The 25,724-nt window shown below is 68.4% G+C and carries 27 protein-coding genes; 17 read left to right on the forward strand and 10 right to left on the reverse strand.

The window, feature by feature from the left end:
- Nucleotides 1-157 precede the first annotated feature (157 nt).
- The 4 genes from O3139_RS04835 (at nucleotide 158) to O3139_RS04850 (ending at nucleotide 4,058) form a co-directional block, all read left to right on the forward strand.
- Nucleotides 158-640 (forward strand): Dps family protein, encoded by a 483-nt coding sequence (locus O3139_RS04835; RefSeq protein ID WP_269515843.1) that lies wholly within the window; start codon nucleotides 158-160, stop codon nucleotides 638-640.
- Nucleotides 641-738: 98 nt separating this feature from the next.
- Nucleotides 739-1,953 (forward strand): cell wall hydrolase, encoded by a 1,215-nt coding sequence (locus O3139_RS04840; RefSeq protein ID WP_269515844.1) that lies wholly within the window; start codon nucleotides 739-741, stop codon nucleotides 1,951-1,953.
- A gap of 76 nt (nucleotides 1,954-2,029) precedes the next feature.
- Nucleotides 2,030-3,577, forward strand: coding sequence for a sensor histidine kinase (locus tag O3139_RS04845; protein ID WP_269515845.1), 1,548 nt, complete (start codon nucleotides 2,030-2,032; stop codon nucleotides 3,575-3,577).
- 73 nt (nucleotides 3,578-3,650) lie between these two features.
- Nucleotides 3,651-4,058 (forward strand): response regulator, encoded by a 408-nt coding sequence (locus tag O3139_RS04850; RefSeq protein WP_269515846.1) that lies wholly within the window; start codon nucleotides 3,651-3,653, stop codon nucleotides 4,056-4,058.
- 52 nt (nucleotides 4,059-4,110) lie between these two features.
- On the opposite strand, the gene trxB is transcribed toward O3139_RS04850, so the two are convergent.
- A complete protein-coding gene (gene trxB, locus O3139_RS04855) occupies nucleotides 4,111-5,118 on the reverse strand; it encodes a thioredoxin-disulfide reductase (protein WP_269515847.1) in 1,008 nt (335 codons plus the stop codon).
- A gap of 64 nt (nucleotides 5,119-5,182) precedes the next feature.
- Between trxB and O3139_RS04860 the strand changes: the two genes are divergently transcribed.
- Nucleotides 5,183-5,533: a hypothetical protein gene (locus O3139_RS04860; protein WP_269515848.1), complete on the forward strand. Its 351-nt coding sequence runs from the start codon at nucleotides 5,183-5,185 to the stop codon at nucleotides 5,531-5,533.
- 3 nt (nucleotides 5,534-5,536) lie between these two features.
- On the opposite strand, the gene O3139_RS04865 is transcribed toward O3139_RS04860, so the two are convergent.
- The 4 genes from O3139_RS04865 to O3139_RS04880 form a co-directional block, all read right to left on the reverse strand.
- Nucleotides 5,537-6,496, reverse strand: a complete 960-nt coding sequence (locus tag O3139_RS04865; protein ID WP_269515849.1) for a mitochondrial fission ELM1 family protein — start codon at nucleotides 6,494-6,496, stop codon at nucleotides 5,537-5,539.
- A 47-nt stretch (nucleotides 6,497-6,543) separates the two neighbouring features.
- The gene (gene greA / locus O3139_RS04870; protein ID WP_269515850.1) at nucleotides 6,544-7,017 is read right to left on the reverse strand and encodes a transcription elongation factor GreA; all 474 of its coding nucleotides are present in this window, start codon (nucleotides 7,015-7,017) and stop codon (nucleotides 6,544-6,546) included.
- Between the two features lie 141 nt (nucleotides 7,018-7,158).
- Nucleotides 7,159-7,389 carry a hypothetical protein gene (locus O3139_RS04875; protein ID WP_269515851.1) on the reverse strand — a complete coding sequence of 77 codons (231 nt, stop codon included), beginning with the start codon at nucleotides 7,387-7,389 and terminating at the stop codon, nucleotides 7,159-7,161.
- A gap of 48 nt (nucleotides 7,390-7,437) precedes the next feature.
- Complete coding sequence (locus O3139_RS04880; RefSeq protein WP_269515852.1) at nucleotides 7,438-8,103, reverse strand: glutathione S-transferase family protein; 666 nt, start codon at nucleotides 8,101-8,103, stop codon at nucleotides 7,438-7,440.
- A 151-nt stretch (nucleotides 8,104-8,254) separates the two neighbouring features.
- Here O3139_RS04880 and selD point away from each other — a divergent pair, with 151 nt between their 5' ends.
- From selD to O3139_RS04895, 3 genes are read left to right on the forward strand one after another with little or no spacing between them, the layout of a single operon-like run.
- On the forward strand, nucleotides 8,255-9,298 hold the full coding sequence (gene selD, locus O3139_RS04885) for a selenide, water dikinase SelD (protein ID WP_269515853.1): 1,044 nt from the start codon (nucleotides 8,255-8,257) through the stop codon (nucleotides 9,296-9,298).
- Complete coding sequence (gene mnmH, locus O3139_RS04890) at nucleotides 9,295-10,377, forward strand: tRNA 2-selenouridine(34) synthase MnmH (protein WP_269515855.1); 1,083 nt, start codon at nucleotides 9,295-9,297, stop codon at nucleotides 10,375-10,377. The genes selD and mnmH overlap by 4 nt, the downstream gene beginning before the upstream one ends.
- Nucleotides 10,374-11,660 carry a dicarboxylate/amino acid:cation symporter gene (locus O3139_RS04895; RefSeq protein ID WP_269515856.1) on the forward strand — a complete coding sequence of 429 codons (1,287 nt, stop codon included), beginning with the start codon at nucleotides 10,374-10,376 and terminating at the stop codon, nucleotides 11,658-11,660. The genes mnmH and O3139_RS04895 overlap by 4 nt, the downstream gene beginning before the upstream one ends.
- A gap of 233 nt (nucleotides 11,661-11,893) precedes the next feature.
- On the opposite strand, the gene carB is transcribed toward O3139_RS04895, so the two are convergent.
- The 3 genes from carB to O3139_RS04910 form a co-directional block, all read right to left on the reverse strand.
- The gene (gene carB, locus O3139_RS04900; protein ID WP_269515857.1) at nucleotides 11,894-15,196 is read right to left on the reverse strand and encodes a carbamoyl-phosphate synthase large subunit; all 3,303 of its coding nucleotides are present in this window, start codon (nucleotides 15,194-15,196) and stop codon (nucleotides 11,894-11,896) included.
- A gap of 11 nt (nucleotides 15,197-15,207) precedes the next feature.
- Nucleotides 15,208-15,549: a ribonuclease E inhibitor RraB gene (locus O3139_RS04905; RefSeq protein ID WP_269515858.1), complete on the reverse strand. Its 342-nt coding sequence runs from the start codon at nucleotides 15,547-15,549 to the stop codon at nucleotides 15,208-15,210.
- Between the two features lie 110 nt (nucleotides 15,550-15,659).
- The gene (locus tag O3139_RS04910; protein WP_269515859.1) at nucleotides 15,660-16,355 is read right to left on the reverse strand and encodes an HAD family hydrolase; all 696 of its coding nucleotides are present in this window, start codon (nucleotides 16,353-16,355) and stop codon (nucleotides 15,660-15,662) included.
- 113 nt (nucleotides 16,356-16,468) lie between these two features.
- Between O3139_RS04910 and O3139_RS04915 the strand changes: the two genes are divergently transcribed.
- From O3139_RS04915 to O3139_RS04935, 5 genes are all read left to right on the forward strand, one after another.
- On the forward strand, nucleotides 16,469-17,164 hold the full coding sequence (locus O3139_RS04915; RefSeq protein WP_269515860.1) for an SDR family NAD(P)-dependent oxidoreductase: 696 nt from the start codon (nucleotides 16,469-16,471) through the stop codon (nucleotides 17,162-17,164).
- 9 nt (nucleotides 17,165-17,173) lie between these two features.
- Nucleotides 17,174-18,481: an amino acid permease gene (locus O3139_RS04920; protein WP_269515861.1), complete on the forward strand. Its 1,308-nt coding sequence runs from the start codon at nucleotides 17,174-17,176 to the stop codon at nucleotides 18,479-18,481.
- Between the two features lie 57 nt (nucleotides 18,482-18,538).
- Nucleotides 18,539-18,937: a DUF805 domain-containing protein gene (locus tag O3139_RS04925; protein ID WP_269515862.1), complete on the forward strand. Its 399-nt coding sequence runs from the start codon at nucleotides 18,539-18,541 to the stop codon at nucleotides 18,935-18,937.
- A gap of 89 nt (nucleotides 18,938-19,026) precedes the next feature.
- Nucleotides 19,027-20,184, forward strand: a complete 1,158-nt coding sequence (gene carA, locus O3139_RS04930) for a glutamine-hydrolyzing carbamoyl-phosphate synthase small subunit (RefSeq protein ID WP_269515863.1) — start codon at nucleotides 19,027-19,029, stop codon at nucleotides 20,182-20,184.
- Between the two features lies 1 nt (nucleotide 20,185).
- A complete protein-coding gene (locus O3139_RS04935; protein ID WP_269515864.1) occupies nucleotides 20,186-21,142 on the forward strand; it encodes a hypothetical protein in 957 nt (318 codons plus the stop codon).
- 7 nt (nucleotides 21,143-21,149) lie between these two features.
- Here the strand turns inward: O3139_RS04935 and O3139_RS04940 are convergent, their stop codons facing one another.
- Complete coding sequence (locus tag O3139_RS04940; protein ID WP_269515865.1) at nucleotides 21,150-21,416, reverse strand: hypothetical protein; 267 nt, start codon at nucleotides 21,414-21,416, stop codon at nucleotides 21,150-21,152.
- 188 nt (nucleotides 21,417-21,604) lie between these two features.
- Complete coding sequence (locus O3139_RS04945; RefSeq protein ID WP_269515866.1) at nucleotides 21,605-22,753, reverse strand: patatin-like phospholipase family protein; 1,149 nt, start codon at nucleotides 22,751-22,753, stop codon at nucleotides 21,605-21,607.
- A gap of 92 nt (nucleotides 22,754-22,845) precedes the next feature.
- Here O3139_RS04945 and dnaG point away from each other — a divergent pair, with 92 nt between their 5' ends.
- The 4 genes from dnaG to O3139_RS04965 are packed head-to-tail and all read left to right on the forward strand — an operon-like array spanning nucleotide 22,846 to nucleotide 25,723.
- Complete coding sequence (gene dnaG, locus O3139_RS04950) at nucleotides 22,846-24,714, forward strand: DNA primase (RefSeq protein ID WP_269515867.1); 1,869 nt, start codon at nucleotides 22,846-22,848, stop codon at nucleotides 24,712-24,714.
- A gap of 24 nt (nucleotides 24,715-24,738) precedes the next feature.
- Nucleotides 24,739-24,987 carry an AbrB/MazE/SpoVT family DNA-binding domain-containing protein gene (locus tag O3139_RS14750; protein WP_269515868.1) on the forward strand — a complete coding sequence of 83 codons (249 nt, stop codon included), beginning with the start codon at nucleotides 24,739-24,741 and terminating at the stop codon, nucleotides 24,985-24,987.
- Complete coding sequence (locus O3139_RS04960; protein ID WP_269515869.1) at nucleotides 24,984-25,388, forward strand: type II toxin-antitoxin system VapC family toxin; 405 nt, start codon at nucleotides 24,984-24,986, stop codon at nucleotides 25,386-25,388. Before O3139_RS14750 ends, O3139_RS04960 begins: the two co-directional genes overlap by 4 nt.
- Complete coding sequence (locus O3139_RS04965; protein ID WP_269515870.1) at nucleotides 25,385-25,723, forward strand: hypothetical protein; 339 nt, start codon at nucleotides 25,385-25,387, stop codon at nucleotides 25,721-25,723. Before O3139_RS04960 ends, O3139_RS04965 begins: the two co-directional genes overlap by 4 nt.
- The last annotated feature ends 1 nt before the right edge of the window (nucleotide 25,724 follow it).

Raw genomic sequence — 25,724 nt, forward strand, 5'->3', positions numbered from 1 at the left:
GCATTCGCCCGATATGCGGCAACGCTGGGGAAGTCCGTGCGTTCTTCGTCCCTGCGCGCCCCTCCGGCGCGTTGATGAGGCCCGGGATAAGGGTTGGGCAGACGCGTTCGGTCGTCTGCCCGCTGTCCCGGGGTCGCCAGAGGGACAAGGATTTCGCATGACCGCCGCCACGATCGACACAGGCCTGACCAGGGCCGAACGCACCCATGTGACCGGGGAGCTGAGCAAGGTCCTCGCGGACAGCTTCGCGATCTATCTGAAAACCCACGGCTATCACTGGAACGTGCGCGGGCCGGAGTTCTTCACCTATCACACCCTGCTCGAGCAGCAGTACCGCGACATCTGGACCGCCCTGGACGAGATCGCCGAGCGGATCCGGGCTCTGGGAGAGTTCGCGCCGCAATCCCATTCCGCCCTGGGCAACCTGACCTCCATCAGGGACGGCGACTCGGAAAAGGACGCCTCGGCCATGCTGAAGGAGCTGATGACGGACCACGAGACGGTCATCGCCACCTGCCGCACGGCTCTTACGGCTGCCGATGACGACGGGGACGATGTGTCGGTCGACCTGCTGACCCGGCGCCTGGCCGCGCACGAAAAGTTTGCCTGGATGCTGCGATCGACCCTGGGCGGGCGCTAGGGTAGGCTGACCGAACCGTAGTCAACGGCCCGAAAAGCGCCGTGAAGGGCGGTTAAGGCCCCGTCCTCGCGGCGCTCGCGCCCCAGCCCGAAAGCGTCATGACGCCATCCTTCGCCTCGCCGATCGACTGGAACCGGGTGAACACCCGTGCCCGTCGTTACGCGGCGGCGCTGCCGGCCGCACTGGCGGCGCTGGGTGTGGCCATGGCGGCGGGATCGACGGCGCGTTCCGATGCGGACCGGACGGCCGAGGCGGTGGCGCGGGTCACCGAGGGCGATCTGTCCTCGCGTGGTCTGGCCGCGCTGTCGGCGCGGATGGATCCGGCGCAGCTGGCCCTGGCCATCCGTTTCGACCCCAATGACCGCCACCCGGCGTTGCTGGGTCTGACACCCGGCTGGGAAAGCCTGACGCTGGCGGGCAAGCCGTCGCTGGAGCTGGGCACCAACGGGCTGCAGGCACAGCGCCTGAATGCGGCGATGCCGTCCGACACGGGCGCGCTGCGCGAGGCCAAACCGTTCGTGTTCAGTCCCGCGAGCGAGGCGGACCGCCAGCGCGCGCTGCGCTGCCTGACGCAGGGCGTCTATTACGAGGCGGCCCTGGAAAGCACCGAGGGCCAGGAGGCGGTGGCGCAGGTCATCCTGAACCGCGTACGCGACCCCAACTATCCCAACACCATCTGCGGAGTCGTGTTCGAGGGTGCCGAGCGGACGACGGGCTGCCAGTTCAGCTTCACCTGCGACGGTGCCCTCGCACAGGCCCCTGTCGGCTGGGCCTGGAACCGGGCCCGTTCGGTGGCGGAGCGGGCGCTGGCCGGGCACGTTGCTGAAAAGGTCGGCACCGCGACCCACTATCACGCCGACTATGTCCATCCCTGGTGGTCGCCGACCCTGGCCAAGATCACCCAGATCGGCGCGCACATCTTCTATCGCTGGAAGGGCATCTACGGCGAGACCGCCGCCTTCCGGCAGCGCTATGCCGGGCATGAGCCGGTGATCGACGAGGCGCGCTTTTCGCGTCCCCGCTTTGCTGCCCCGCCGACGCTGCTGGCCGGGGGCGATCTCGATGCCGCGGATGCGGCGGTGCTGGCCAGGGGCGGTGCCAATCTGCGCACCGTGGAGATCGACGGCCATACGCGCGTCGTCGGCGTAGCCAGCCTGGGCGGACGGCGCCCCGGCACGGCCGAGGAGATCGCGGCCATCAACGCGCGCCTGGCGGCCTTCGAGGCTCCGTCCATCGCGCCCGCGCCGCTGGACCCCCCACCGGCCGGCGTGACCCGGATGGAAGTCGAGGAAGTCGGCAAGCCCGTCGGCTGAATGGTCGCGTCTGCAACCGGTGCGGGGTTCAGGCATTTGACGGCCTGGCCATTCGTGGCGCCGCCAGAGAGACCGCTTGACCGCCCGAGAGACAGACCGTCCCCGCTGGACCGAAGCCGAGCGCCTTCAGGCCCTGCAGGACTACGGCATTCTGGACACGGCGCGCGAGGCCGCCTTCGACGACATCGTGTCCCTGCTGGCGACCGTGTTCGACGCGCCCATCGCCCTGGTCAATCTGATCGACGAGGATCGGGCCTGGTTCAAGGCCGAGGTCGGGACCGGCATGACGGGCAGTCCGCTGGGCGTGTCCTTCTGTGCCCGGGCGATCGAGGACGACACCGACCGGCTGGTCGTGGCCGATGCGACCCGGGATGTGCGCTTTGCCGACAATCCGCTGGTGACGGGGGCACCGCATCTGCGCTTCTATGCCGGACAGGTGCTGCGCACGCCGGAAGGTCTGCCGCTGGGGGCGCTGTGCGTCCACGACGTCAGGCCGCGGCCCGAGGGCCTGACACCGGCCCAGGACAAGGCGCTGGAGGTTCTGGCCGGTCAGGTCATGGCCCAGATCGAGTTGAAGCGGGCCGTGCGCGAGCGCGATCAGGGCATTGCCGATCTGGCGGAAAGCGAGTCGAAATTCCGGGCCATCGCCGACTCCATGCCCCAGATGGTGTGGTCGACCCGACCGGACGGCTTCCACGACTACTACAATGCCCGCTGGTACGAGTTCACCGGCGTGCCTGCCGGTTCGACCGACGGCGAGGGATGGAGCGGCATGTTCCACCCCGAGGACCAGGATCGCGCCCGGGCGGCCTGGCGGCACTCGCTGGAGACCGGCGACCTTTACGAGATCGAATATCGGCTGCGGCGCGCGGACGGGGTGTATCGCTGGGCGCTGGGTCGGGCGACGCCGATCCGGAACGCGGAGCGTCAGGTCGTCCGCTGGTTCGGCACCTGCACCGACATCGACGAGCTGAAGCGGATGGAGCAGGGCAAGGACCTGCTGAGCCAGGAACTGAGCCACCGCATCAAGAACATCTTCGCCGTCATCTCGGCCCTGATCGCCCTGTCGGCCCGGGAACACCCGGAGGCCAGGGCGTTCGCCGCCGCCGTCCGGAACCGCATCGGGGCGCTGGCCCGCGCCCATGAGTTCGTGCGGCCGCACTCGGAGGTGTCCCGGCCCACGGTGGGCAACACCACCCTTCACACCTTCCTGAATGCCCTGTTCGTGCCCTATGCGGACAACAGCGGCAGGCCCCGCGTGCTGATCCAGGGCGACGACGCCGTGTTCGACGACCAGTCGGCGACCTCGGTGGCTCTGCTGTTCCACGAACTGGCGACCAATGCGGCGAAATACGGGGCCCTGTCGAGGCCGGACGGGCGGGTCCTTCTGACCACGCGCGCCGAGGACGACCGCTTCATCCTGAGCTGGAGGGAAATCGGCGGGCCGGCGGTGACGGGCGAGCCTGTCCGTTCCGGCTTTGGATCGTCGCTGGCCACCCTGTCGGTCGAGGGTCAATTGGGTGGACGGCTGGAACGAAGCTGGCGGCCGGAGGGTTTGATCGTGGAAGCCGACCTTCCTGCCACTGCGCTCTCACGACGCAGGGCGGCCCTGAAACGTTCCTGAAACCGATAACCGCGTTTTGCGTTTGCTGGCGGAAGCGGGACGAACTGACACAGAGACTGAAACGAAAAGACCCATGACTGCGCGTATCCTGATCATCGAGGACGAGGCCCTTGTGGCTATGGAACTCCGCTTCGTGCTGGAGGACCTCGGGCATGACGTGATCGGGACCGTGGCGGACGCCCGCGCGGCGCGCGTCATGGCCTCCAGAGCCGACATCGACCTGGCTCTGGTGGACATCCACCTTCAGGACGGGCCGACGGGAATCGAACTGGGTCGCGAGCTGGGCCAGGACAGGGGTGTGACCGTGCTGTTCATGACCGCCAACCCGGGTATGGTGCGCGATGGTGTCGCCGGCACGATCGGGGTCCTGACCAAACCGACCGACGAGCGCGCGGTCCAGACCGCCGTCGACTATGCCCTTCGCCGTCGCATGGGCCGCCCGGTCGAATATGCGCCGCCGGAGTTGCAGCTGTTCGCGTAACGCCGGATCTGAAGCGGCCGCCCACCCCGGGGCGGGCAGGCAGAAGGTCAGATCACCAGACCCCGATCTTTTCGGCCTCATGGTGGGAGATCGGATGATGGGCGCGGGCGTGGTCTTCCTCGGCGAGGAAGCGGACGGCCTCCAGCGCGGCCATACAGCCCATGCCCGCCGCGGTCACGGCCTGGCGATAGACATCGTCGGTGACGTCGCCGGCGGCGTAGCAGCCCTCGACATTCGTCGAGGTGGTGCCCGGCTTCACGACCAGATAGCCGCCCTGCTTGGTCTCAAGCTGACCCAGGAACAGTTCCGATGACGGCGCGTGACCGATGGCGATGAAGACCCCGTCGCAGGACCGCTCGTGCGTCTCGCCGGATTTGGCATTCTTCAGTCGTACGCCGGTGACGTTGGAGGCGACCCCGTCATTGTGGCCCAGGATCTCGTCGACCTGGTGGTCCCAGACCACCTCGACCTTCGGGTTGGCGAACAGCCGGTCCTGCAGGATCTTTTCGGCGCGGAACTCGTCCTTCCTGTGCACCACGGTCACCCCGGCGGCGAAATTGGTCAGGAACAGCGCCTCTTCGACGGCCGTATTGCCACCGCCGACCACCACGACCTGCTTGCCGCGATAGAAGAAGCCGTCGCAGGTGGCGCAGGCGCTGACGCCGAAGCCCTGGTATTTCGCTTCGGATTCCAGACCCAGCCACTTGGCCTGGGCCCCGGTGGAGATGATGACCGTCTCGGCCAGAATTTCGGTGCCACTGTCCAGCTTCAGTCGGAAGGGGCGCTGCGACAGGTCGCAGGACACCACGATGTCCTCGATGATCTCGGTACCGACGTGAAGGGCCTGGGCCTTCATCTGCTCCATCAGCCAGGGGCCCTGGATGACCTCGGCGAAGCCCGGGTAGTTCTCCACGTCGGTCGTGATGGTCAGCTGACCGCCCGGCTGGATGCCGGCGATGACGATGGGGTTCAGGCTGGCCCGCGCCGCATAGATGGCGGCGGTCCATCCGGCGGGGCCGGAACCGATGATGGCGACACGGGTGGTTATGGGATGGCTCATGAGTGCTATCTAGTCGCTGATTCCGCCGGGCGCGATGCCCGCAGGTGTGGATAAGGATCGTCTCATGCAGGGTCGCAGTTACATCGGGATCTTCATCGCCCTGGGCGCGGCGGTCGGGGCCGGCATCGGCTATGTCGTCGGCAGCATTCTGATCGGTCTGATCATCGGGTTCACCCTGGGGATCGCCGCGGGCCTGGCGCTGGATGCGCGGGGTAGCAAACGAAGCGCAACCCGCCGCAGTGACGATGGCGGAGACGCCGCGATCTTTCCCCTGATCATGGGCACCGGGAGCGACGGCCACGGTCACGGCCACGGTCACGGCCACGGCCACGGCCACGGCTCGCACGGCGACGGGGGATCTGACGGGGGTGGAGACGGCGGCGGCGGAGGCGGAGGCGGAGGCGGAGGCGACTGAGCCTTACCGCGACTGCGGCCCAGGAAAGTTGCGCCTGTCCATCGCCTTCAGCACCGCCCGCGCGGCCCGGTCGGTCTCGGCCAGTGGCGGATAGGTCCAGGTCTCCAGCACGTCGTCGAAGGGTCGCGCCGCGCCGCGTTTGGCAAGGTCGGCGTGCAGCCGGGCGAACTTGCCGGGCGGCTTCCGTGCAATCATGGGCAGGATGTGGACGGGCTTGCCGGTCGAGGCGGCCTCGGCGGCCATATTGGCGCTGTCCTCGGTGACCAGGATGTGGTCGGCCGTCTCCAGGAAGGCGAACATCGGATTGGGTCCGCTCCCGTCCCAGATCCAGCCGGGCAGATCGGAAAGCCGCGTCGTCATCGCCGCGCGCGCCAGAGCCGGGGTGCGTCGCGAGAAGCTCAGCAACAGGGCGCCGCCGACGGCGCGCACCGCCGCCTCGATCCGGTCGGCCAGGGCCAGGGCGTGGTCCTCGGTCAGGTCGAAGGCCTTCGAGCGGCCGCCGATCAGGACCGTCACGCGCGGTCGGGACAGGGCATCCAGCCGGTCGGCGAAGGCGGGCGCGGCGGCGGCCAGGGCCCCGGGCGTGATCCGGTGCGGCGAGCCGGTGATGGAGACGACATTCGGAGCGGTCAGGCCGTCATGGGCCGGGGCCACGATCAGGTCGAATCCGGCCGGGTCGATGCGCGGGTCCTGGGTCTGGACGACGAAGGTGCGGCCGCCACTCAGACGACGGGCCGCCAGCGACAGGGGCAGGGTCGCGCGGCCGGTAGCGATCCACAGATCGGGCCAGGGCTGGCCCTCGGTCGGAAAAGGCGCGTCACCGGCCGGGTCCAGCATCCCGGGCGACTTGAGGCCGACCGGCAGCCAGTCGAACGCCCGCCGCCAGCGAACGCGCTTCACGGTGATCTCTGCAGGCGTCAGCCGCGCGATGGCCTCCGCCAGACCGAGTGCCTGATTTTCCATGCCGACCCGGCCGTCGGAGACGACCTGGATGCGAAGAGGGCCGGAGCCTATTTCCACTCGACCTTGAGGATTTCGTAGGCCTTCACGCCGCCGGGGGTGTTCACCTCGACCGTGTCGCCGACCGACTTGGAGATCATGGCGCGTGCGATGGGCGACGAGATCGAGATCTTGCCCTTCTTCACATCGGCCTCATGCTCGCCGACGATCTGGTAACGGCCCTCTTCCTCGGTGTCCTCGTCGACCACGGTGACGGTCGCGCCGAACTTGACCTGGTCGCCGCTCAGCTTGGATACGTCGATGACCTGGGCGCGGCTGATCTTGTCCTCGATCTCGGCGATCGACCCTTCGATCCAGCCCTGACGCTCTTTCGCAGCGTGATATTCAGCGTTTTCCGACAGGTCGCCGTGTTCGCGCGCCTCGGAAATGGCGGCGATCACGCTGGGCCGTTCCACCGACTTCAATTGCTTAAGCTGATCGTCGAGGGAGCGGTATCCCTCGGCCGTCATCGGCACTTTTTCCATGTGGTCGTGATTTTTCTGGGTTGTCGCCCGGTAAACCGGAGAGGGGACTGAAGAGAAACTCTGGCGAAAGCACTGGGTCGCTGGGCGCGCGCGACCGGCCGAAGACACTAGGGCAGGCCAACCGAAAACTCAAGGTGGGGGTCAGGTGGCAGGCGGGGGCACCGCCCGGGGCGGGCTTTCGGCGGCGACCCGGCCCGCCCGGTCGCGGGTCAGGGCGTTGCGCGCCACGCGGTAGGCGATCCAGGCCACCAAGCCCGCAGCGAGCAGGGCGGCGAGACCGGACATCACGGCGATGCCCATGGCGATGAAGGCCAGAAACAGGGCGACGGCAGCGGCCAGGGCCGCACAGATGTGGATCATTCGAAGACGCATGGGCCGCTTAACGCCCGCACGCCGCCATGGTTGCCGGGGCGGCGACCGTCAGGCGTAGGCGTAGGGTCCGCCGCGTTCCAGCGCCTGCTGATAGGCCGGGCGTGCATGGATGGCGGTCAGGAAGGCCTTCAGCCGGGGCTTGTCCTTGCCATAGGGCGCGCGGCTGGCCCCGGCCTCCAGCGGGAAGCTCATCATGATGTCGGCGGCGCTGAAGGTCTCGCCTGCGAACCAGGCGGATTTGGTCAGTTCGGCCTCCCAGTAGGCCGTGTGGCTGGCGATCTGGGGGTCGATGAAGCCGGTCTGGGCCTTGTTCGAGATCGCCTTGACCAGTGGCCTGACCAGACCCGGTGACCGGGTCGGCAACTGGCCGAAGATCAGTTTCAGCAGCAGGGGCGTCATGGCAGACCCCTCGGCATAGTGCAGCCAGTAGGTGAAGCGGCGCCCTTCCGGCGAGCCCGGCTGGGGTTTCAGCCCCCGCCCGGGATAGGCCTCCAGCAGATATTCGACGATGGCGCCGGTCTCGGCGACCACGATATCGCCGTCCTGGATCACCGGCGACTTGCCCAGCGGGTGGATGGCGCGCAGCTCGGGCGGGGCCAGCATGGTCTTTGCGTCGCGCCCGTAGCGCTTCACCTCATAGGGCAGGCCCATCTCTTCCAGCAGCCACAGCACGCGCTGCGAGCGGGAGTTGTTCAGGTGATGGACGACGATCATGGTGCGGCTCCGCTGACGACGCGTCACCTTAGCGGAGTTGACGCCACGGAGCGCAAGCCCGGCGTCAGCCGGTCCGCCCGCTCCGGACGCGCGCCTCGACCCCGGCTCACCGGCGTTGAAACCCTGCTCGGTTTCGCCCACACCTTAACGCATGACCACGCCCGAACCGCGCCTGACCAGTCTCGCCCACGGCGGGGGATGCGGCTGCAAGCTGTCGCCCGGCGTGCTGCGCGACATCCTGTCCGGAATGCCCCAGGCGGCGGCCTTCGCCAGCCTGATGGTCGGCACCGAGACCAGCGATGACGCGGCGGTCTGGCGGCTGAACGACACCCAGGCGCTGGTGGCGACCACGGACTTCTTCATGCCGGTGGTGGACGATCCGTTCGACTTCGGCCGGATCGCCGCGACCAATGCCCTGTCCGACGTCTATGCCATGGGCGGGCGACCGATCCTGGCGCTGGCCCTGGTCGGGATGCCGGTGAACGTGCTGTCGACCGGGACGATCGGACAGATCCTGGCGGGCGGGGCCAGCGTCTGCGCCGAGGCGGGAATCCCGATTGCCGGGGGCCATTCGATCGACAGCGTGGAGCCGATCTACGGGCTGGTCGCCCTGGGGCTGGTGCATCCCGACCGGGTGCGGACCAACCGGGGTGCACAGGCCGGCGACGTCCTGATCCTGACCAAGGGGCTGGGCGTGGGCGTGCTCAGCGCGGCGCTGAAACAGGGGCGGCTGGATCAGGCGGGCTATGCGACGATGCTGGCCTCGACGACGGAGCTGAACGCGGTCGGGGCCGATCTGGCGGACGTCGATGCGGTCCACGCCATGACCGATGTGACCGGCTTCGGTCTTCTGGGCCATGCGCTGGAGATGGCGCGGGGGTCCGGACGGGCGGTCGAGATCGAGGCGGCGGCCGTGCCGCTGCTGGACGGGGTCGAGACCCTGGCGCGCGATGGCGTGCGGACCGGGGCCTCAGGGCGGAACTGGGACAGCTATGGCGCGGGCGTATCCTTGTCGGACGGATTCGACGGCTGGCGACGCGACCTGCTGACGGATCCGCAGACCTCGGGCGGCCTGCTGATCGCAGTGGCTCCCGACGCAGCTCCTGGCGTTCTCGCCCGGGTCCGTGCGGCAGGCTTCGAGCGGGCCGCCATCGTCGGCCGGATGATCGAGGGCACCGGAGTGCAGGTCGTTTGATCCGGCGCACGACCGATCTGTCGGCCGCGGCCCGCGCGGGCTTCCACGCCATCATCGATGTGCGCAGCCCCTCCGAGTTCGCCCTGGATCACATTCCGGGGGCCATCAACCTGCCGGTGCTGGACGATACGGAGCGGGCGGAGATCGGGACCCTCTATGTCCAGTCGTCCAAATTCCTCGCCCGGCGCATCGGGGCGGCAAAGGTAGCGCGCAACATCGCCGCCCATCTGGACGGCGCGCTGAAGGACCGGGACGGCAGCTTTCGCCCCTTGGTCCACTGCTGGCGCGGCGGACAGCGCTCGGGGGCCATGGCGGCGGTGATGGACCAGATCGGCTGGCCGGTCACGGTGCTGGACGGTGGCTACATGACCTGGCGGCGCAGGGTCCAGGCGGCCCTGTATGGCGACGGCGCGGACCGGCAGGTCGTGCTGCTGGATGGCGGCACCGGTTCGGGCAAGACGGCGCTGCTGGCCCGGCTGGCGGAGCGCGGGGTTCAGGTCATCGATCTGGAGGGACTGGCTGCGCATCGCGGCTCCCTGTTCGGGGCGCTGAAGGACTGTCCGCAGCCGTCGCAGAAGCTGTTCGAAAGCCGTCTGTTCGTGGCGCTCGAAGGGCTGGACCCGGGCCGCCCGCTGGTCGTCGAGGCCGAAAGCAGCCGCATCGGGGCTCGCACCGTCCCGCCCGCCCTGTGGGCCGCCATGGGCCGGGCCCCGGTGGTCGAACTGTCCGCTCCCGTGGCCGCCCGCGCCGCCTTCTCGGCGCGGGTCTATGCCGATATCGCGGCGGACCCGGCCGCGCTGGAGACCGCCCTGACCCGCCTGCCGCCGCATCATTCCAAAGAGACCGTCGCGGGCTGGAAAACCCTGGCGCGCGAGGGCGCGTTCGAGGCTCTCGCCGCCGCCCTCATCGCCGAACACTACGACCCCGCCTATCGGCGCACGTCGGCCCGGCGGGACCGGCCGGTACTGGGCCGGGTGGAGATGGCGGACCTTTCCGACGGGGCGCTGGACCGGGCGGCGGATCGTTTGGTTGCAACCCTCTCCCCACAGACCGGCGAAGGCACTAGCGTCTCCTCATGACCTCATCCCGCACGCGCTCCATCCTGACCTCCCTCAGCCTGTGGGTGCTGATCGCCCTGGTCGGGGGTGTGGCGGCGGGGGCGGCGGCGCAGGCGTATGGCATTCCGGGCGGGACGGGGACGATCGCGGTGGTCGATGCCCTGGGCCAGCTGTGGCTCAATGCGCTCAGGATGACGATCATCCCGCTGGTCTTCAGCCTTCTGGTCACCGGCATCGCCTCCATCGCCGATGCGGCGGCCTCGGGGCGGCTAGCCTTGAAGGCGGTGCTGGTGTTCGCGGCCCTGCTGGTTGTCGCCACGGTCTGGGCCGTCGCCTCGTCGCTGGGGCTGCATATGCTGTGGCCGATCGACCCGGCAGGGGCCCGGGCCCTGATCGCCGGAGCGCCACCGGAGGCCTCCCGCGAAGTGGCTGGCAATGTCACCGGCGGCGGGTTCGAGGCCTTCCTGACGGGCCTGGCCCCGTCCAATCCGATCCGGGCGGCCGCCGACGACGCCATCCTGGCCATCGTCGTCTTCGCCATCGCATTCGGCTTCGCCACGACCAAACTGCCCGAGCGCCTGCGCCAGGCTGTCGCCGTCTTCTTCGAGGCGGTGGCCCAGACCATGATCGTCATCGTCCAGTGGGTGCTGGCGGTCGCCCCGCTGGGCGTGTTCGCCCTCGCCATGGGTGTGGGCCTGCGCGCCGGGCTGGGAGCCGCCGGCGTGCTGGGGCACTACATCGCCCTGGTGGTGCTCAGCCTGATCGGCCTGATCCTGCTGACCTATGGGATCGCCGTCGTGTTCGGCCGGATCAGCCTGTCGCGGTTCGCCTCGGCCGTCGCCCCGGCCCAGGTGGTGGCCTTCTCGACCCAGTCGTCCCTGGCCTGCCTGCCGGTGATGGTGGAGCGGGCGACGACGCGGCTGGGGGTCTCAGCCCCGACGGCGGGTCTCGTTCTGCCACTGGCGGTGGCGGTGTTCCGCATCACCTCGACCGTCGCCAACCTGGCCGTCGCCATCTATTGCGCCAGGCTGTTCGGCGTCGCCCTGTCACCGCAGGTCTTGCTGGCCGGCAGCGTGGCGGCACTCGCCATCAGCGTCGGCACCGTCGGCCTGCCCGGACAGGTCAGCTTCTTCGCCTCCATCGGCCCCATCTGCCTTGCCATGGGCATCCCGCTGCAGGTCCTGCCCCTGCTGCTGGCGGTCGAGGTCGTGCCCGACATCTTCCGCACGGTCGGCAATGTCACCGCCGATCTGGCGGCGGCGCGGATCGTGGAGGGGCAGGGGGCGGATGCGGCCGACGGCTGAGCGGAGGTCTGGAGTCAGTGGGCGTGGTTGCATCCACTGCACCGACCCGTTCCTCACCTCCCCGACCGCCTCAGCCTGTCCAGCGATGTCGCGGCACGCAGCAGGGCGTTGGCGGCGTCTGTCTTGTCCTGGCTCAACAGGGCGGCCAGCCCTCAATCCACTGGCCCGTGAGACCCCCCATCCGTCAGCCTTCGGCTGCCACCTTCTCCCGCAAGGGGCGAAGGAAAAGGACCTCAGTGCGCAAAATCCTGGATCGGCCTTACGTCCAGCGCATCCGCCTGGATCGCCCCGATCCCCTGCGCCGCCGCCAGCGCCCCGGCCGCGGTCGTATAGTAGGGGATCTTCATCATCAGGGCGGTGCGGCGAAGGCTGAAGCTGTCCTGAAGCGACTGCTTGCCCTCGGTGGTGTTGATGACCAGCTGGACGTCGCCGTTCTTCATCGCGTCGACGATGTTGGGGCGGCCCTCCAGCACCTTCTTGACGTAGCCGACCTCCAGACCGTGCTCGACCAGCCAGGCGTGGGTGCCGCCGGTGGCGATGACCTCGAAGCCCTGTTTCAGCAGCAGGGCGACGGCGTCGGCGACATAGGGTTTGTCGGCATCCTTGACCGACACGAAGGCGCAGCCGGTCGTGGGCAGGGTGGTGCCGCCGCCGATCTGGGACTTGGCGAAGGCGCGGGCGAAGGCGGGGGCCATGTCGGTCTCGCCCGGGCGTTTGAAGTCCAGGCCCATGACCTCGCCGGTCGAGCGCATCTCCGGGCCCAGGATGGTGTCCACCCCGGCGAAGCGGGCGAACGGGAAGACCGCCTCCTTGACCGCGATATGGTCATAGGGGACGTCCTTCAGGCCGAAGGAGGCCAGGGGAACGCCGGCCATCACCTTGGCGGCGATGGCGGCGACCGGCTGGCCGATGGTCTTGGCCACGAAGGGCGCGGTGCGGGACGCGCGGGGGTTCACCTCCAGCACGAAGATGCGGGGGGTCTCGCTGTGCGGCTCCTCGATGGCGAACTGGACGTTCATCAGGCCGCGCACCTTCAGCGCCCGCGCCATGGCCTCGGTCTGGCGCTTCAGCTCGGCGACGATCGCGGGCGACAGGGAGAAGGGCGGCATCGAACAGGCGCTGTCGCCCGAGTGCACGCCGGCCTCCTCGATATGTTCCAGCACCCCGGCCACGAAGACCGTCCCGTCGTCGCACAGGGCGTCGACGTCCACCTCGGTGGCGCGGTTCAGATAGTGGTCGATCAGGACCGGATCGTCGCCCGAGACGCGCATCGCCTCGCCGACATAACGGTCCAGCTGCTCGCGATCGTGGACGATCATCATGCCGCGTCCGCCCAGAACGTAGGACGGGCGCAGGACGACGGGATAGCCGACCTCGTCCGCCTTTTCCGCGGCTTCCCGGGCGCTGCGGGCCAGGCCGTTGGGCGGCTGCATCAGGCCGATGTCGTTCAGCATGACCTGGAACCGCTCGCGGTCCTCGGCCAGGTCGATGGAGTCGAGCGACGTGCCCAGGATCGGAATGCCGTCCTCGTGCAGGGCATGGGCCAGCTTCAGCGGCGTCTGGCCGCCGAACTGGACGACGACGCCGATCAGCTCGCCCTTCGACCGCTCGACCTCGATCAGCTCCAGCACGTCCTCGGCCGTCAGCGGCTCGAAATACAGCCGGTCGGAGGTGTCGTAGTCGGTGGAGACGGTCTCCGGGTTGCAGTTGACCATGATCGACTCGACGCCGATGTCGGCGAAGGCAAAGGCCGCGTGGCAGCAGCAGTAATCGAACTCGATCCCTTGCCCGATCCGGTTCGGACCCCCGCCCAGAATGATCGCCTTCTTCCTGTCGGTGGGCTCGGATTCGCAGAGTGGAATCTGGCCCAGGGCGCCGGTCTCATAGGTCGAATACATATAGGCGGTGGCCGATTTGAACTCGGCCGCGCAGGTGTCGATGCGCTTGAACACGGGCCGCACGGACAGGGCGCGACGGGCGTGACGGACCTCGCGTTCGGTCGAGCCGGTCAGCTGGGCCAGGCGGGCGTCGGAGAAGCCCTTGGCCTTCAGCGCGCGCAGCTCTGTCGGGTCGGTGGGCAGTCCCTGGACGCGGACATGGCCTTCGGTCCGCACGATGTCGGCGATCTGGCGCAGGAACCAGGGCTCATAGGAACAGGCGGCATGGACCTCCTCGACCGACAGGCCGTGACGGAAGGCCTGGGCGATGACGCGGATCCGGTCGGGCGTCGGCTGTCCGAGCGCGCGCACGACGGCGGCGCGGGCGCTGGCATCGTCCTCCACATCGACCGTGCCCTCGATCTCGATCTCGTCGAAGCCCGACAGGCCCGTTTCCAGCCCGCGCAGGGCCTTCTGCATCGATTCCTGGAAGGTCCGGCCTATGGCCATGACCTCCCCGACCGACTTCATCGAGGTGCTCAGCGTCGCCTCGGCACCGGGATATTTCTCGAAGGCGAAACGGGGGATCTTGGTGACGACATAGTCGATCGACGGCTCGAAGCTGGCCGGGGTGACCATGGTGATGTCATTGGTCAGCTCATCGAGGGTGTAGCCGACCGCCAGACGCGCCGCGACCTTGGCGATGGGGAAGCCTGTGGCCTTGGACGCCAGGGCCGAGGACCGCGACACGCGCGGGTTCATCTCGATCACCACCATCCGGCCGTCGGCGGGATTGATGGCCCACTGGACGTTGGACCCGCCCGTCTCGACGCCGATCTCGCGCAGGACGTTGATGGAGCCCGTGCGCATCCGCTGATATTCCTTGTCGGTCAGCGTCAGGGCGGGGGCGACGGTGATGGAATCGCCCGTGTGGACGCCCATCGGGTCGATGTTCTCGATGGAGCAGATGATGATGCAGTTGTCCGCCTTGTCGCGGACGACCTCCATCTCGTACTCCTTCCAGCCCAGCACGCTTTCCTCGATCAGCACCTCGGTGGTCGGGGACAAGTCGAGGCCGCGCAGGACGATCTCCTCGAACTCCTCGCGGTTGTAGGCGATGCCGCCGCCGGTGCCGGCCAGGGTGAAGCTGGGGCGGACGATGGCGGGCAGGCCGACGAACTCCAGACCCTCCAGCGCCTCTTCCATCGAATGCGCGGCCTTGGAGCGGGGCGATTCCAGGCCCAGCTTGTCCATCGCGTCGCGGAATTTCTGGCGGTCCTCGGCCTTGTCAATGACCTCGGCCCGGGCCCCGATCATCTCGACGCCGTACTTCTCCAGCGCGCCCGACGCGTCCAGCGCCAGCGCCGTGTTCAGCGCCGTCTGCCCGCCCATGGTCGGCAAGAGGGCGTCGGGGCGCTCCCGGGCGATGATCCGCTCGACGAACTCGGGCGTGATCGGCTCGATATAGGTCGCATCGGCCATGTCCGGATCGGTCATGATCGTGGCCGGGTTGGAGTTGACCAGGATGACCCGGTACCCCTCCGCCTTCAGCGCCTTGCACGCCTGCACGCCCGAGTAATCGAACTCGCACGCCTGACCGATCACGATCGGCCCGGCCCCGATGATCAGGATGGATTTGATGTCCGTACGTTTGGGCATCTCAGCCTCCTCTAGTTCGTCACGACCGCGCACTCCCAGCCGTCGTAATCGAGCTGGAAGGCCGCGGCCCAGGATTGCATCATGGCGGAAACCGGCGTGAAGGACGCCTCGTCCACCGCCATGGTCGTTTCAAGAATGGTGGTGTCGTCCTGGCCCCGGGTGAGGAAGCCGGCGCGGCGTGCGACCTCGTTCAGATCGTCGTGGTCGCCCTCGCCATGGAAGTAGAACAGGGTGTGGCGCGGCGTGATTCCGCTGTCGCCATGCTCGGCCAGCGAGGCGCGCACCATGGCATCGCGTTCGTCGTGGGGGATGGCGTCGTCGTCCAGTGCGGTCTCTCGCTCGCGCGCAAGCAACCGGCGACGCCATCCCCACAAGGGTTCGGCGCGCCGGTGGCGGTAGGGGTATCGGCTAAGCGGCCCGTCTAAAGACGGGGGGGGCGGGGGGCAAGCCCCTTGGTTCCGCTTCAGGTCCGGCCGGCGATCCAGGCGGGCAGGGCGGTGATCGTGTCCAGAGCCCCGTATCGTGCATGACCCTCCGGCGCATCGGCCAGTTCATGCGCCCAGGTGACGGGATAGGGGATGTGGACGGCGAAGGACCCGGCCTGCAGCGCGGGCAGGATGTCTGACTTCATGGAGTTGCCGACCATCACCGCCTCGTCCGCGCCGGTGCCGTGGCGGGCGAAGACGCGATCATAGGTGCCGCGGTCCTTCTCCGAGACGATCTCGACGGCAGCGAACAACTCGCCGAGGCCCGAAGCCGCCAGTTTGCGTTCCTGATCCAGCAGATCGCCCTTGGTGATCAGCACCAGGCGAAAGGTTTCGGCCAGCAGCGCCACGGTCTCGTCGACGCCGGGCAGGGTTTCGACCGGATGGGCGATCATCTCGCGCCCGGCGGCCAGGATTTCGCGCACGACGGAGGCGGGGGCGTCGCCTTCGCACAGCTCCATGGCCGTCTCGATCATCGACAGGGTGAAGCCCTTGATGCCGTAGCCGTAGAGCCGAAGGTTGCGCCGCTCGACCTCGGCCAGTCGGGCTTCGGTCGTGTCCGTATCGGCATAGGCGCCCAGCAGCTCGCGGAACCGCGCCTGGGTCAGCCGAAAGATCGTCTCGTTGTGCCAGAGGGTGTCGTCAGCATCGAGACCGATCGTGGTGATGGGCATGGGGAGGGCTCCGGCCGGGACGGGTGATCTGGCGCGCGCCCGATGCGGGGTCAACCGGTCGCGTTGCGCCCCGGGCCGGAGCGCGGCATGGCCTTCACATGGACCCGAGCGACATGAAGACATCGGCCGTGGTGATCGGAGCCTCCGGCGGGATCGGGGGCGCCGTCGCCGATGCGCTCGAGGCCGGGGGCGCGTTCGGTGTCGTGCATCGCTTCGCGCGGTCGACGCCGGGCGAGAACCACATCGACCTGGAAGATGAGGATTCCATCGCCGCCGCCGCTGCGCGGGTGGCGCAGGGGCCCGTTCCCACCCTGGTCTTCGTCGCCACCGGCGTGCTGCATCACGGTCAGGAACCGGAGCGGTCCTACAGGGCGATGACGGCCGGGCATCTGTTGCGCGATTACAGGGTCAACACCGTCGGTCCTGCGCTGATCGCCAGGTATTTCGTCCCGCTGATGCCGCGCGACCGGCGGGCGGTCTTCGCGGCCCTGTCGGCGCGGGTCGGCTCTATCGGGGACAACCGGCTGGGCGGCTGGCACAGCTATCGGGCGTCCAAGGCGGCGCTGAACATGATCCTGACCAATCTTGCCATCGAGCTGGGGCGGTCGCATCCGCAAGCCATCGTGGCGGGCCTTCATCCCGGCACGGTCGACACCGGACTGAGCGCGCCCTTCCAGCGCGGGGTAAGGCCGGAAAAGCTCTTCACGCCCGCAGCCTCGGCCGCGCGGCTGCTGACGGTGCTGGACGGTCTGACGCCGGCCGACAGCGGTGGCGTTTTCGCATGGGACGGCACACGAATTCCGGCATAGCGTTTTGCCATGAGCCAGACCGAAACGATTCCACTGGCGGCCCGGCACGGCGGCCGCAAGCTCGGCTGGGGCCTGGCTGCGCTGGTGGTGGCCGGCAACATGATCGGCTCGGGCGTCTATCTGGCACCCGTGGCCCTGGCCGCAACCGGGTCGTCCAGCCTGATCGGCTGGCTGATCTGCGGGGCGGGAGCCATGGTGCTGGCGGCGGTGTTCGCGGGGCTGGGCCGGCTCCAGCCGGACGCGGACGGGCTGACCGACTTCACGCGCCGGGGTCTGGGGCGGTTCGTGGGGTACCAGACCGCCATCGCCTACTGGGGCGTCTGCCTGACCGGCAATGTGGCGGTTGCCCTGGCGGGAACCGGGTATCTGGCCTTCTTCCTGCCGTCGCTGGCCGAGCCCGTTCCGGCGATGCTGTGCAATCTCGCCCTGATCGGGATCACGACGGCGGCCTATGCGGCCGGAGCGCGCGTCGCGGCGCGCCTGGGGGCGGTTACCCTGGTGATCGGGCTGTTGCCGCTCGTGCTGGCCATGGGGGCGGGGGTCGTGGCCTTCAGCGGGACGACGTTCGCGGCGTCCTGGTCGCCACAGGGCCTGCCGCTGGCCCAAAGCGTGCCGGCGTCCCTCGTGGTGATCTTCTGGTCCTTCCTCGGGCTGGAGAGCGCCGCAGCCCTGTCACGGCTGGTGCGGAACCCGGCAAAGGACGTTGGCCGCGCCAGCGTCGCGGGGGTGGGACTGGCTCTGGTCGTCTACGTCGCCGCCAGCGTGGCGGTTTTCGGCGTCATACCGGCCGGACAGCTGGCCAGTTCGACCAGCCCGTTCGCCGATCTGGCGGCCCGGGTGTTCGGGGCCTCGGTCGCCGGGTTCGTGGCGGCCTGCGCCGTCATCAAGGCGCTTGGCACCATTGCCGGCTGGACCATTCTGGGCGGCGAGACAGCGAGGAGCGCCGGCGAGGCCGGCTATCTGCCGCGCTGGTTCGGATCCGCCGCGACGCCGGGGCGGTTGCCGCTGGCCAATCCCCTGATCAACGGGGCGATCATGGCCGCCCTGATCGTCATGACCTCCCAGCCGACGCTGGCCGGACAGTTCGCCCTGCTGATCGGGGCCTGCACGGTTCTGACCATCTGTCTGTATGCCCTGTGCTGCGTCAGCCTGTTCCGGGCCAGCCGGGCACCGGGCTGGAGAGCCCTGGCCGTTGTCGGGCTGGTGTTTTCGGTGGGGGCCGTGGTGGCGGCGGCACCGGGGAATATCGTGCCGGCCATCGTCCTGTTCCTCGTAGCGTCGATCGGATGGCTTTTCGTCAGACGTCATCAGGCCTGAGAGACTTGCGTGGCGACCGGTGGCCCCTCACGGTGACGCCTCATCAAGGGGGACATCATGAACGACTTCATCCAGCCGTATCGGAAATACGCGCAGTTCAGCGGTCGGTCAGACCGCAAGGAGTTCTGGTATTTCATCCTGTTCTACATCGTTGTGGCCGGTGTGCTGTCGATCGTCGACGGCATCGTTTTCGCGGGCCAGATGGCGGGGTCTGACGATGGCTTTTCGTCCTCGTCGTCCGGCCCGCTTCAGGCCATCTTTATCCTGGGGTCCTTTATCCCCCTGCTTGCGGTGACGTTCCGCCGGCTGCACGACATCGGCAAGACCGCATGGTGGATTTTCCTCGGCCTGATCCCGGTGGTCGGCACGATCGTCCTCATCATCTGGTATGCCCGCAAGGGTGAGCCGGTGCCGAACGCCTACGGCGAGGTTCCGGCCGGCAGTCTGCCAGCCTGAACGGTTTCGCGGTCGGGTTTGACCCGGCCGCGACGGCTCTGTAGCAAGCCAGCCGTTTGTTCGCCGGGATTCGGTGTAAGGGAACGGCCATGACCACTCAGCTTCTGCCCGGCTGCACCGGCGTTCTGGCCCTCGCCGACGGCACCGTCTTTCAGGGGATCGGCGTCGGCGCGACCGGCTCCGCGCTCGGCGAGGTGGTCTTTAACACCGCGATGACCGGGTATCAGGAAATCCTGACCGACCCCAGCTACATGAGCCAGATCCTGGCCTTCACCTTCCCGCACGTCGGCAATACCGGGACGAACGTCGAGGACATCGAGCAGATGGGTGGCGGGTCGGACACCTCGGCGCGCGGCGCGATCTTCCGCGACCTGCCGACCGATCCGGCCAATTGGCGCTCGGACGCCAGTCTGGACGCCTGGATGAAGCGTCGTGACGTCGTGGGTCTGTCGGGTATCGACACCCGCGCCCTGACCCAGCGCATCCGTGACCACGGCGCGCCCCATGCGGTCATCGCCCACGATCCGGAAGGCCGCTTCGATCTGGAGGCACTGGTCGAGCAGGCCAGGGCCTGGACCGGTCTGGTCGGCCTCGATCTGGCTAGACCCGCCTCGACGCTGCAGGCGTTCGAGTGGGACGAAGGGCTGTGGGAATGGCCGGAAGGGCATCCGAAGACGATCGGCAGGAAGTCGGTCGTGGTTCTGGACTATGGGGTGAAGCGCAACATCCTGCGGGCCCTGGCCTCGACCGGCGCGAAGATCACGGTGGTCCCGGCGACGACGACGGCGGAAGAGGTCCTGGCGCGCCATCCGGACGGCATCGTCCTGTCGAACGGCCCGGGCGATCCGGCGGCGACCGGCGACTATGCCGTGCCGGAGATCCGCAAGCTGGTCGACAGCGGCAAGCCGGTCTTCGGGATCTGCCTCGGCCACCAGATGCTGGCTCTCGCCCTGGGCGCCAGGACGGTGAAGATGGATCAGGGGCACCACGGGGCCAACCATCCGGTCAAGGATCTGACCACCGGCAAGGTCGAGATCGTGTCGATGAACCACGGCTTCACGGTCGACCGCGACAGCCTGCCCGAGGCGGTGGTGGAGACGCACGTTTCGCTGTTCGACGGCACCAACTGCGGTATCCAGCTGAAGGGCCGGCCGGTGTTCAGCGTCCAGCATCACCCCGAGGCCTCGCCCGGGCCTACGGACAGCCTGTATCTGTTCGACAGGTTCCAGGCCCTGATGGACGCCTAGGTTGGCATCCTCGCCCAGCGTCCGGTCGGACTATCTGCACTGGCTGTCCCAGGCGCTGGGATCCGCGCGGGTGGAGGCGGTGTCGGGTTCGGGCACCGTCGATGTCGTGGCCGGCTATGCCACCGGCTATGACGCCCACCATATCGCACCCTTCGTCCGCTCGCTGCGCAGCGTCTTCGATGGCGAGATCACACTTGCCGCCGACGCGCGGCCCGACGTCGAGGCCCTGTTCGCCGAACACGACGTGCGGTTCCTGGCGCAGCCGCAGACGCAGGGCTGGCGGCCCCATCCGGTCATGGCCCGGTTCGCGGCGGTGGATGCCTGTCTGTCCGGGCGGCCCGATGTCCGCAACATCCTGCTGACCGACGTGCGCGACGTGATCTTCCAGAAGGCCCCGTTCGACCCCGCGCCAGAGGGGCTGGAGGTGTTCCTGGAAGGCGACCGGCTGGCCGACCACGCCTTCGACATGAAGTATCTGCGGGCCCTGGCCGGAGACGCGATCGCCGACGACCTGGCTCGGGCACCCGCGATCTGCGTCGGCACGATCCTGGGGCCACGCGCCGACATGATGCGGTTCTGCCGAACGGTGCTGATGCTGGCGGCCGTGCCCCGCTCGGAGATGGGCGGCAGCTTCGGGGCCGATCAGGCCGCCTGCAACCTGGCGATCCACATGGGGCTGGTGGAGGCTGAGGTGCGCGAGAACTACGGCCGGGTCGCCACCATCGGTCTGGCGGCGGCGGAGGGGTTTGCCTTTCGTGACGGGCAGGTGGTCAATCCCGACGGCACGATCAGCGCCATCGTTCACCAGCACGATCGCCACCCGATGCTGGCCGAAGCGGTGCGCGGGCGCTGGGCCGTCGGGCTGGAAGCGCGTGAGCGGGTGACGCCCAGGAGCCTGATGTCCCGGCTCCAGCGGCTCAGGCAGTCCCTCGCGCGACGGCTGCCCGAGGCACGCTAGATTCCCTTCAGGGCAGGGGCGCGAAGCTGCGTTCCTCGCGCAGGGCGCAGGCCTTGCGGACCGCCACGGGCGCGGCGTGAAGCCAGTATTCCGCATCCTCGAGCCGGTCGGCCCGCTTTCGCTCCATGCCGCGCAGCCGCCGTTGGGCGGCATTCTCCAGAAGACGCGCATGCAGGGCGCGCGGGGTCAGATCGTGGATGGCGGGGGAACCGGGGACGGCGACGGCGTCGGGGCCGAGGGGTTCCACCGCCGGGCGGGCGATGGCGATGAACATGGTGGACAGATCCGAAGACTGAGGCCGCCCGTGGCGCATCGCGTCCGGTGTGGCGAGGGCGCTCCCCTTCTGGGAGCGTTCGACAGGGTTAATCCACAAACCCTGTGGATTGTTCCGGGTGTCCCACAGAAATATGCCCGAAATCAGATGTTTACGGACACGCTTTGGCCCGGGTGGTTAATCAGAGGTTAATGGGGCAAGCCGGGATCGCGGGTCCATGCCGTGCCGCTGAGGGCCGCCGCCCGGCCCTGATCGAACAGTCCCTGCATCCACGCCCGATCGAAGCGCAGGTTGTTCTCGCTGGACCCCACGGGGGCCATGGCGACCGACAGCGACAGGCCGCGCAGCCGGGCGAACTGGTCGGCGGCCACCACGCTCATGCGGGTGGAGGCCTTCATCATGGCGTCCAGGCCCCGGGCCGCGACACCCACGCCACTGTAGGATGCCACGCTGAACCGCGCGTCGGGCCGCCCGTTGATGGCGACCCACAGCCGGCCGCCGGCGGCGTTCGCCAGCAGGTCGGGGTCCAGCATCAGACGTTCCGGCGCGATGAAGAAGTTGGCGGTGGTCCGGCCGTCGGCGTGCAGCTCCCGCACCGTGTGTCCGTCGTGCGCCAGCGCCACGAAGACCGGAGGGAAGACGCCGGGGATGCTGGCCGAGGCCGTCAGGATGTCGATGAAGACCTGGCGTCGATCCGGGCGATCCGATGCCGCTAGGGCCCCCATGTCCCAGACGACCTGACCCTGGGTGTCCAGGCTCGTCGTGGCGACATACAGTCTGCGTCCGGCCCGGTGACCCGCCGCGATCCGGTCCAGCAGATCGTCGGTGACCGAGGCGGCGACAAGGTCGCGCAAGGGGCGCTGACGAAACAGGCCCGGACCCACCAGCGACATGGCCCAGCGCGCCTGCAGCAGACGGTCGGAGCGGCCATCGGTGAAGGCGGCCTCCAGCGCGGCGTCCTCATCCAGGCCGACGAAGGCGAAGGGCGCGATCAGGGCCCCGGTCGAGACGCCGGTGACGACCTCGAACTCCGGTCGGTCGCCATGCTGGCTCCAGCCGACCAGCAGGCCCGCGCCATAGGCCCCGACCGCGCCCCCGCCGGACAGGGCCAGCAGGTCGAAATGTCCGTCTCGTGAGCTCAGGGCGGCCGCGTTGGCGTCGGCCACATAATGGTCGCGGTCTGCCGGTCTCTGGAAGTCCAGCCGGATGTCCGGACTGGCTGCGGCGATATCGTCATAGGTAAAGGCTGTGCGCGACATCGTCTGGCAGCCGCCCAGCAGCAGCGCGCTGATCAGCCCCGCGATCGCGACGGCACGACGTATGATGGCGGACCCCATGCCAACGCCCATATCAGGGGTCTGTGACGCTATCCACCGCCATGACGTCGTCCTTGCTTCGCGTCGGGACGCAATGGCGTTAAGGATTGCGGGTGCGTTTCGATGACCGCTTCCTGGAAGAACTGAAGGCCCGCCTTCGCCCGTCCGACGTGATCGGCCGGTCGGTGAAGCTCAAGCGTCAGGGACGCGAGTGGGTGGGGCTGAGCCCCTTCTCGAAAGAGAAGTCGCCGTCCTTCTTCGTCAACGACGACAAGGGGTTCTTCCACGACTTCTCCTCCGGCAAGCACGGCGACGTCATCAGCTTCCTGCAGGAAACCGAGCGGCTGAGTTTCCCTGAGGCGGTCGAGCGGCTGGCGGCCGAGGCGGGGATGCAACTGCCGGCCGAGGACCCGCAGGCCGCCGAGCGTGAGGCGAGGAAGCAGGGCCTGTCGGACTGGATGGACCTGGCGCAGAAATGGTTCGCGGCCAACCTGCGCCGGTCGGTCGGCAAGGCGGCGCGGGAGTATCTGGAGCGGCGCGGCCTGCCCGAGGATCAGTGGGACCGGTTCGGACTGGGCTATGCCCCGAACGACCGCGAGGGGCTGAAGACGGCGCTGGTCCAGCGGGGCGCGAAGCCGGGCGACCTGGTCGAGATGGGCATGCTGATCGCGCCGGAGGGCGGCGGCGCGCCCTATGACCGGTTCCGCGACCGGCTGATGTTCCCGATCCTGGATGCACGCGGGCGGCTGGTCAGCTTCGGTGGCCGGGCGATGAACCCCGACGACCGGGCCAAATATCTGAACGGGCCGGAGAGCCCGCTGTTTCACAAGGGGGCCACCCTCTATGGCCTGCCCGAGGCGCGGCGCATCCTGGGGGCGGAATCGAAGTCGACCCAGAGCGTGATCGTGGTCGAGGGCTATATGGACGTCATCGCCTGCCAGCGCGCGGGCCTGCCGGCCGTGGCTCCGATGGGCACGGCCCTGACCGAGGAGCAGATGGCCCTGCTGTGGCGGGTCTCTTCCGAGCCGATCCTGTGTTTTGACGGCGACGGGGCCGGGCAGAGGGCGGCCTATCGCGCCATCGAGCGGGCCTTGCCGCTGCTCAAGTCCGGCCGGTCGTTCCGGTTCGCCTTGCTGGAGGGCGGCCAGGACCCCGACGATATCCTGCGCGACAAGGGGGCACCGGCGCTGCGTCAGGCCATGACCGAGACACGGCCGTTCGCCGAGGTCCTGTTCAGGCGCGAGGCCGAGGTCGAGCCGCTGGACACGCCCGAGCGCCGCGCGGGGCTGAAGGGCCGGCTGCGCACGGCCGCTGCGGCCATCGCCGACAAGGATCTGGCCGAACAGTATCGCAGGGAACTTTTCGACCGGTTCGACGCCCTGTTCCCCGCGCGGGCGCAGCCCCCGCAGCGCGCCCGACAGACCGGCGGACGCTGGCGACCCGGCCCGCCACCAAAGCTGGGCCAGACGGCCGAGGGGGCTCAGGCCATGCGGGCGCTGAACCGATCCATCGAGCCCGTTGCAGCCGCTCTGGCCCACGGGGCAATCGAAGACCCCGAACGTATTGATGATCATCTGGAAGAGATATCGTCGCATGGATTTGGCGACCCGGCCCTGGACGGGCTGGCGCAGGAGCTGGTGCGATTGCGGTTCTCCAGCAGAGCCGTTGATGGTGCATCTGCGCGGCGAGAGCTTGCCGGTGCTGGATTGGATGCCCTTCTGGTCGAGGTCGACAAGGCGGCTGGAAAATCCGGTGCTCCTTTCCTCCTGTCGAGTCTGTCAAGAGAGGAAGCCACTTCGCTTTGGTCCCGCACTCTTGAACTCGTCATCCGTTTGGGAGCCCTCGACAAGGCAACCGAGATGGCAAAACAGGAACTGGGGTTGCGGTCCGGCAGCGACACTTTTGCGCGCCTGAAAGCGGAGCGGGACGCGCTGCGACGTGCGGTCAATGCGGAGACGGATTGGCGCGGGGGGCGAGCTTGATTTCCTTGGCCTATGCCTCGACCTATGCTAGTCAGAGCCGTGCAGAATTCGCGTTCAGTCAAATTGTTCAGAAACGGCCGGAACCAGGCCGTAAGAATTCCCCGCGAGTTCGAACTTCCGGGCGAGGACGCCGTCATGAGGCGGGAGGGGGATCGTCTGATCATCGAACTGCCGGAACGGATCGGTTTGTTGGCCTTGCTTTCGACTCTCGACCCGATTGACGAGGATTTCGCCCTGATCGAAGACGCCCGGCCCGAGGACGTCGATTTTTGATCCGGTATCTTCTCGACACCAACATGCTTTCGGATCTCGTTCGCCGGCCGCTCGGAGGCGTTCGACAAAGGGTCGCCCTGGTCGGTGAGGCGGCCGTGGGGACCAGTATCGTTGTCGCCGCCGAGGCTCGCTTCGGTGCCGCCAGGGCGTCGTCCGCGCGCTTGACAGATCAGCTTGAAAGAATCCTGTCCGAGCTCGTGGTCCTGCCTTTCGAGGCCCCGGCCGACCGCCATTACGCGGATGTGCGCTCCGCCCTGACACGTGCAGGCACCCCTATCGGTGCTAACGACACGCTGATCGCGGCCCATGCCTTGGCGCTGAATTGTATTCTGGTAACCGACAACGAGCGTGAATTTGGTCGGGTTTCCGGCCTGAGCATCGAGAATTGGTTGCGGGCGTGAACTCCGTCCAGACGCTTGACAGCGCGGCCCTGCGTCGCCATCTCGCGTCCTCCGGACACGACGCTTTAGTGCGCGAGGTCGAGAAGGCGGCGGCAAAGTCCGGCGCGCCTTTCCTGGCCGCGAATGCGCCCCTCGCCGAGGCAAGGGTCCGGTGGTCGCAAGGCTTCGATGCCCTGACCCGCGTGGCGGGTCTGGACGCGGCGCTGGCGTCAGCGAAATCGGGGGCGGATCACGCCTTCGATGCCTCGGCCTTCAGTCGCCTGAAGGCGGAGCGCGATGCGTTGCGACGAGCCATCAAGACCGGGACGATCTGGGACGACGCGGCGGTTTCGTAAC

The sequence above is a fragment of the Brevundimonas subvibrioides genome (genome assembly GCF_027271155.1).
Classification (GTDB): Bacteria; Pseudomonadota; Alphaproteobacteria; order Caulobacterales; family Caulobacteraceae; genus Brevundimonas; species Brevundimonas subvibrioides_D.

Coding starts and splice junctions, on each gene's coding strand:
- O3139_RS04835 (WP_269515843.1), top strand. CDS start 158: ATGACCGCCGCCACGATCGACACAGGCCTGACCAGGGCCGAACGCACC.
- O3139_RS04840 (WP_269515844.1), top strand. CDS start 739: ATGACGCCATCCTTCGCCTCGCCGATCGACTGGAACCGGGTGAACACC.
- O3139_RS04850 (WP_269515846.1), top strand. CDS start 3,651: ATGACTGCGCGTATCCTGATCATCGAGGACGAGGCCCTTGTGGCTATG.
- trxB (WP_269515847.1), bottom strand. CDS start 5,118: ATGAGCCATCCCATAACCACCCGTGTCGCCATCATCGGTTCCGGCCCC.
- O3139_RS04860 (WP_269515848.1), top strand. CDS start 5,183: ATGCAGGGTCGCAGTTACATCGGGATCTTCATCGCCCTGGGCGCGGCG.
- O3139_RS04865 (WP_269515849.1), bottom strand. CDS start 6,496: ATGGAAAATCAGGCACTCGGTCTGGCGGAGGCCATCGCGCGGCTGACG.
- greA (WP_269515850.1), bottom strand. CDS start 7,017: ATGGAAAAAGTGCCGATGACGGCCGAGGGATACCGCTCCCTCGACGAT.
- O3139_RS04875 (WP_269515851.1), bottom strand. CDS start 7,389: ATGCGTCTTCGAATGATCCACATCTGTGCGGCCCTGGCCGCTGCCGTC.
- O3139_RS04880 (WP_269515852.1), bottom strand. CDS start 8,103: ATGATCGTCGTCCATCACCTGAACAACTCCCGCTCGCAGCGCGTGCTG.
- selD (WP_269515853.1), top strand. CDS start 8,255: ATGACCACGCCCGAACCGCGCCTGACCAGTCTCGCCCACGGCGGGGGA.
- O3139_RS04895 (WP_269515856.1), top strand. CDS start 10,374: ATGACCTCATCCCGCACGCGCTCCATCCTGACCTCCCTCAGCCTGTGG.
- carB (WP_269515857.1), bottom strand. CDS start 15,196: ATGCCCAAACGTACGGACATCAAATCCATCCTGATCATCGGGGCCGGG.
- O3139_RS04910 (WP_269515859.1), bottom strand. CDS start 16,355: ATGCCCATCACCACGATCGGTCTCGATGCTGACGACACCCTCTGGCAC.
- O3139_RS04915 (WP_269515860.1), top strand. CDS start 16,469: ATGAAGACATCGGCCGTGGTGATCGGAGCCTCCGGCGGGATCGGGGGC.
- O3139_RS04920 (WP_269515861.1), top strand. CDS start 17,174: ATGAGCCAGACCGAAACGATTCCACTGGCGGCCCGGCACGGCGGCCGC.
- O3139_RS04925 (WP_269515862.1), top strand. CDS start 18,539: ATGAACGACTTCATCCAGCCGTATCGGAAATACGCGCAGTTCAGCGGT.
- carA (WP_269515863.1), top strand. CDS start 19,027: ATGACCACTCAGCTTCTGCCCGGCTGCACCGGCGTTCTGGCCCTCGCC.
- O3139_RS04940 (WP_269515865.1), bottom strand. CDS start 21,416: ATGTTCATCGCCATCGCCCGCCCGGCGGTGGAACCCCTCGGCCCCGAC.
- O3139_RS04945 (WP_269515866.1), bottom strand. CDS start 22,753: ATGGGGTCCGCCATCATACGTCGTGCCGTCGCGATCGCGGGGCTGATC.
- O3139_RS14750 (WP_269515868.1), top strand. CDS start 24,739: ATGCTAGTCAGAGCCGTGCAGAATTCGCGTTCAGTCAAATTGTTCAGA.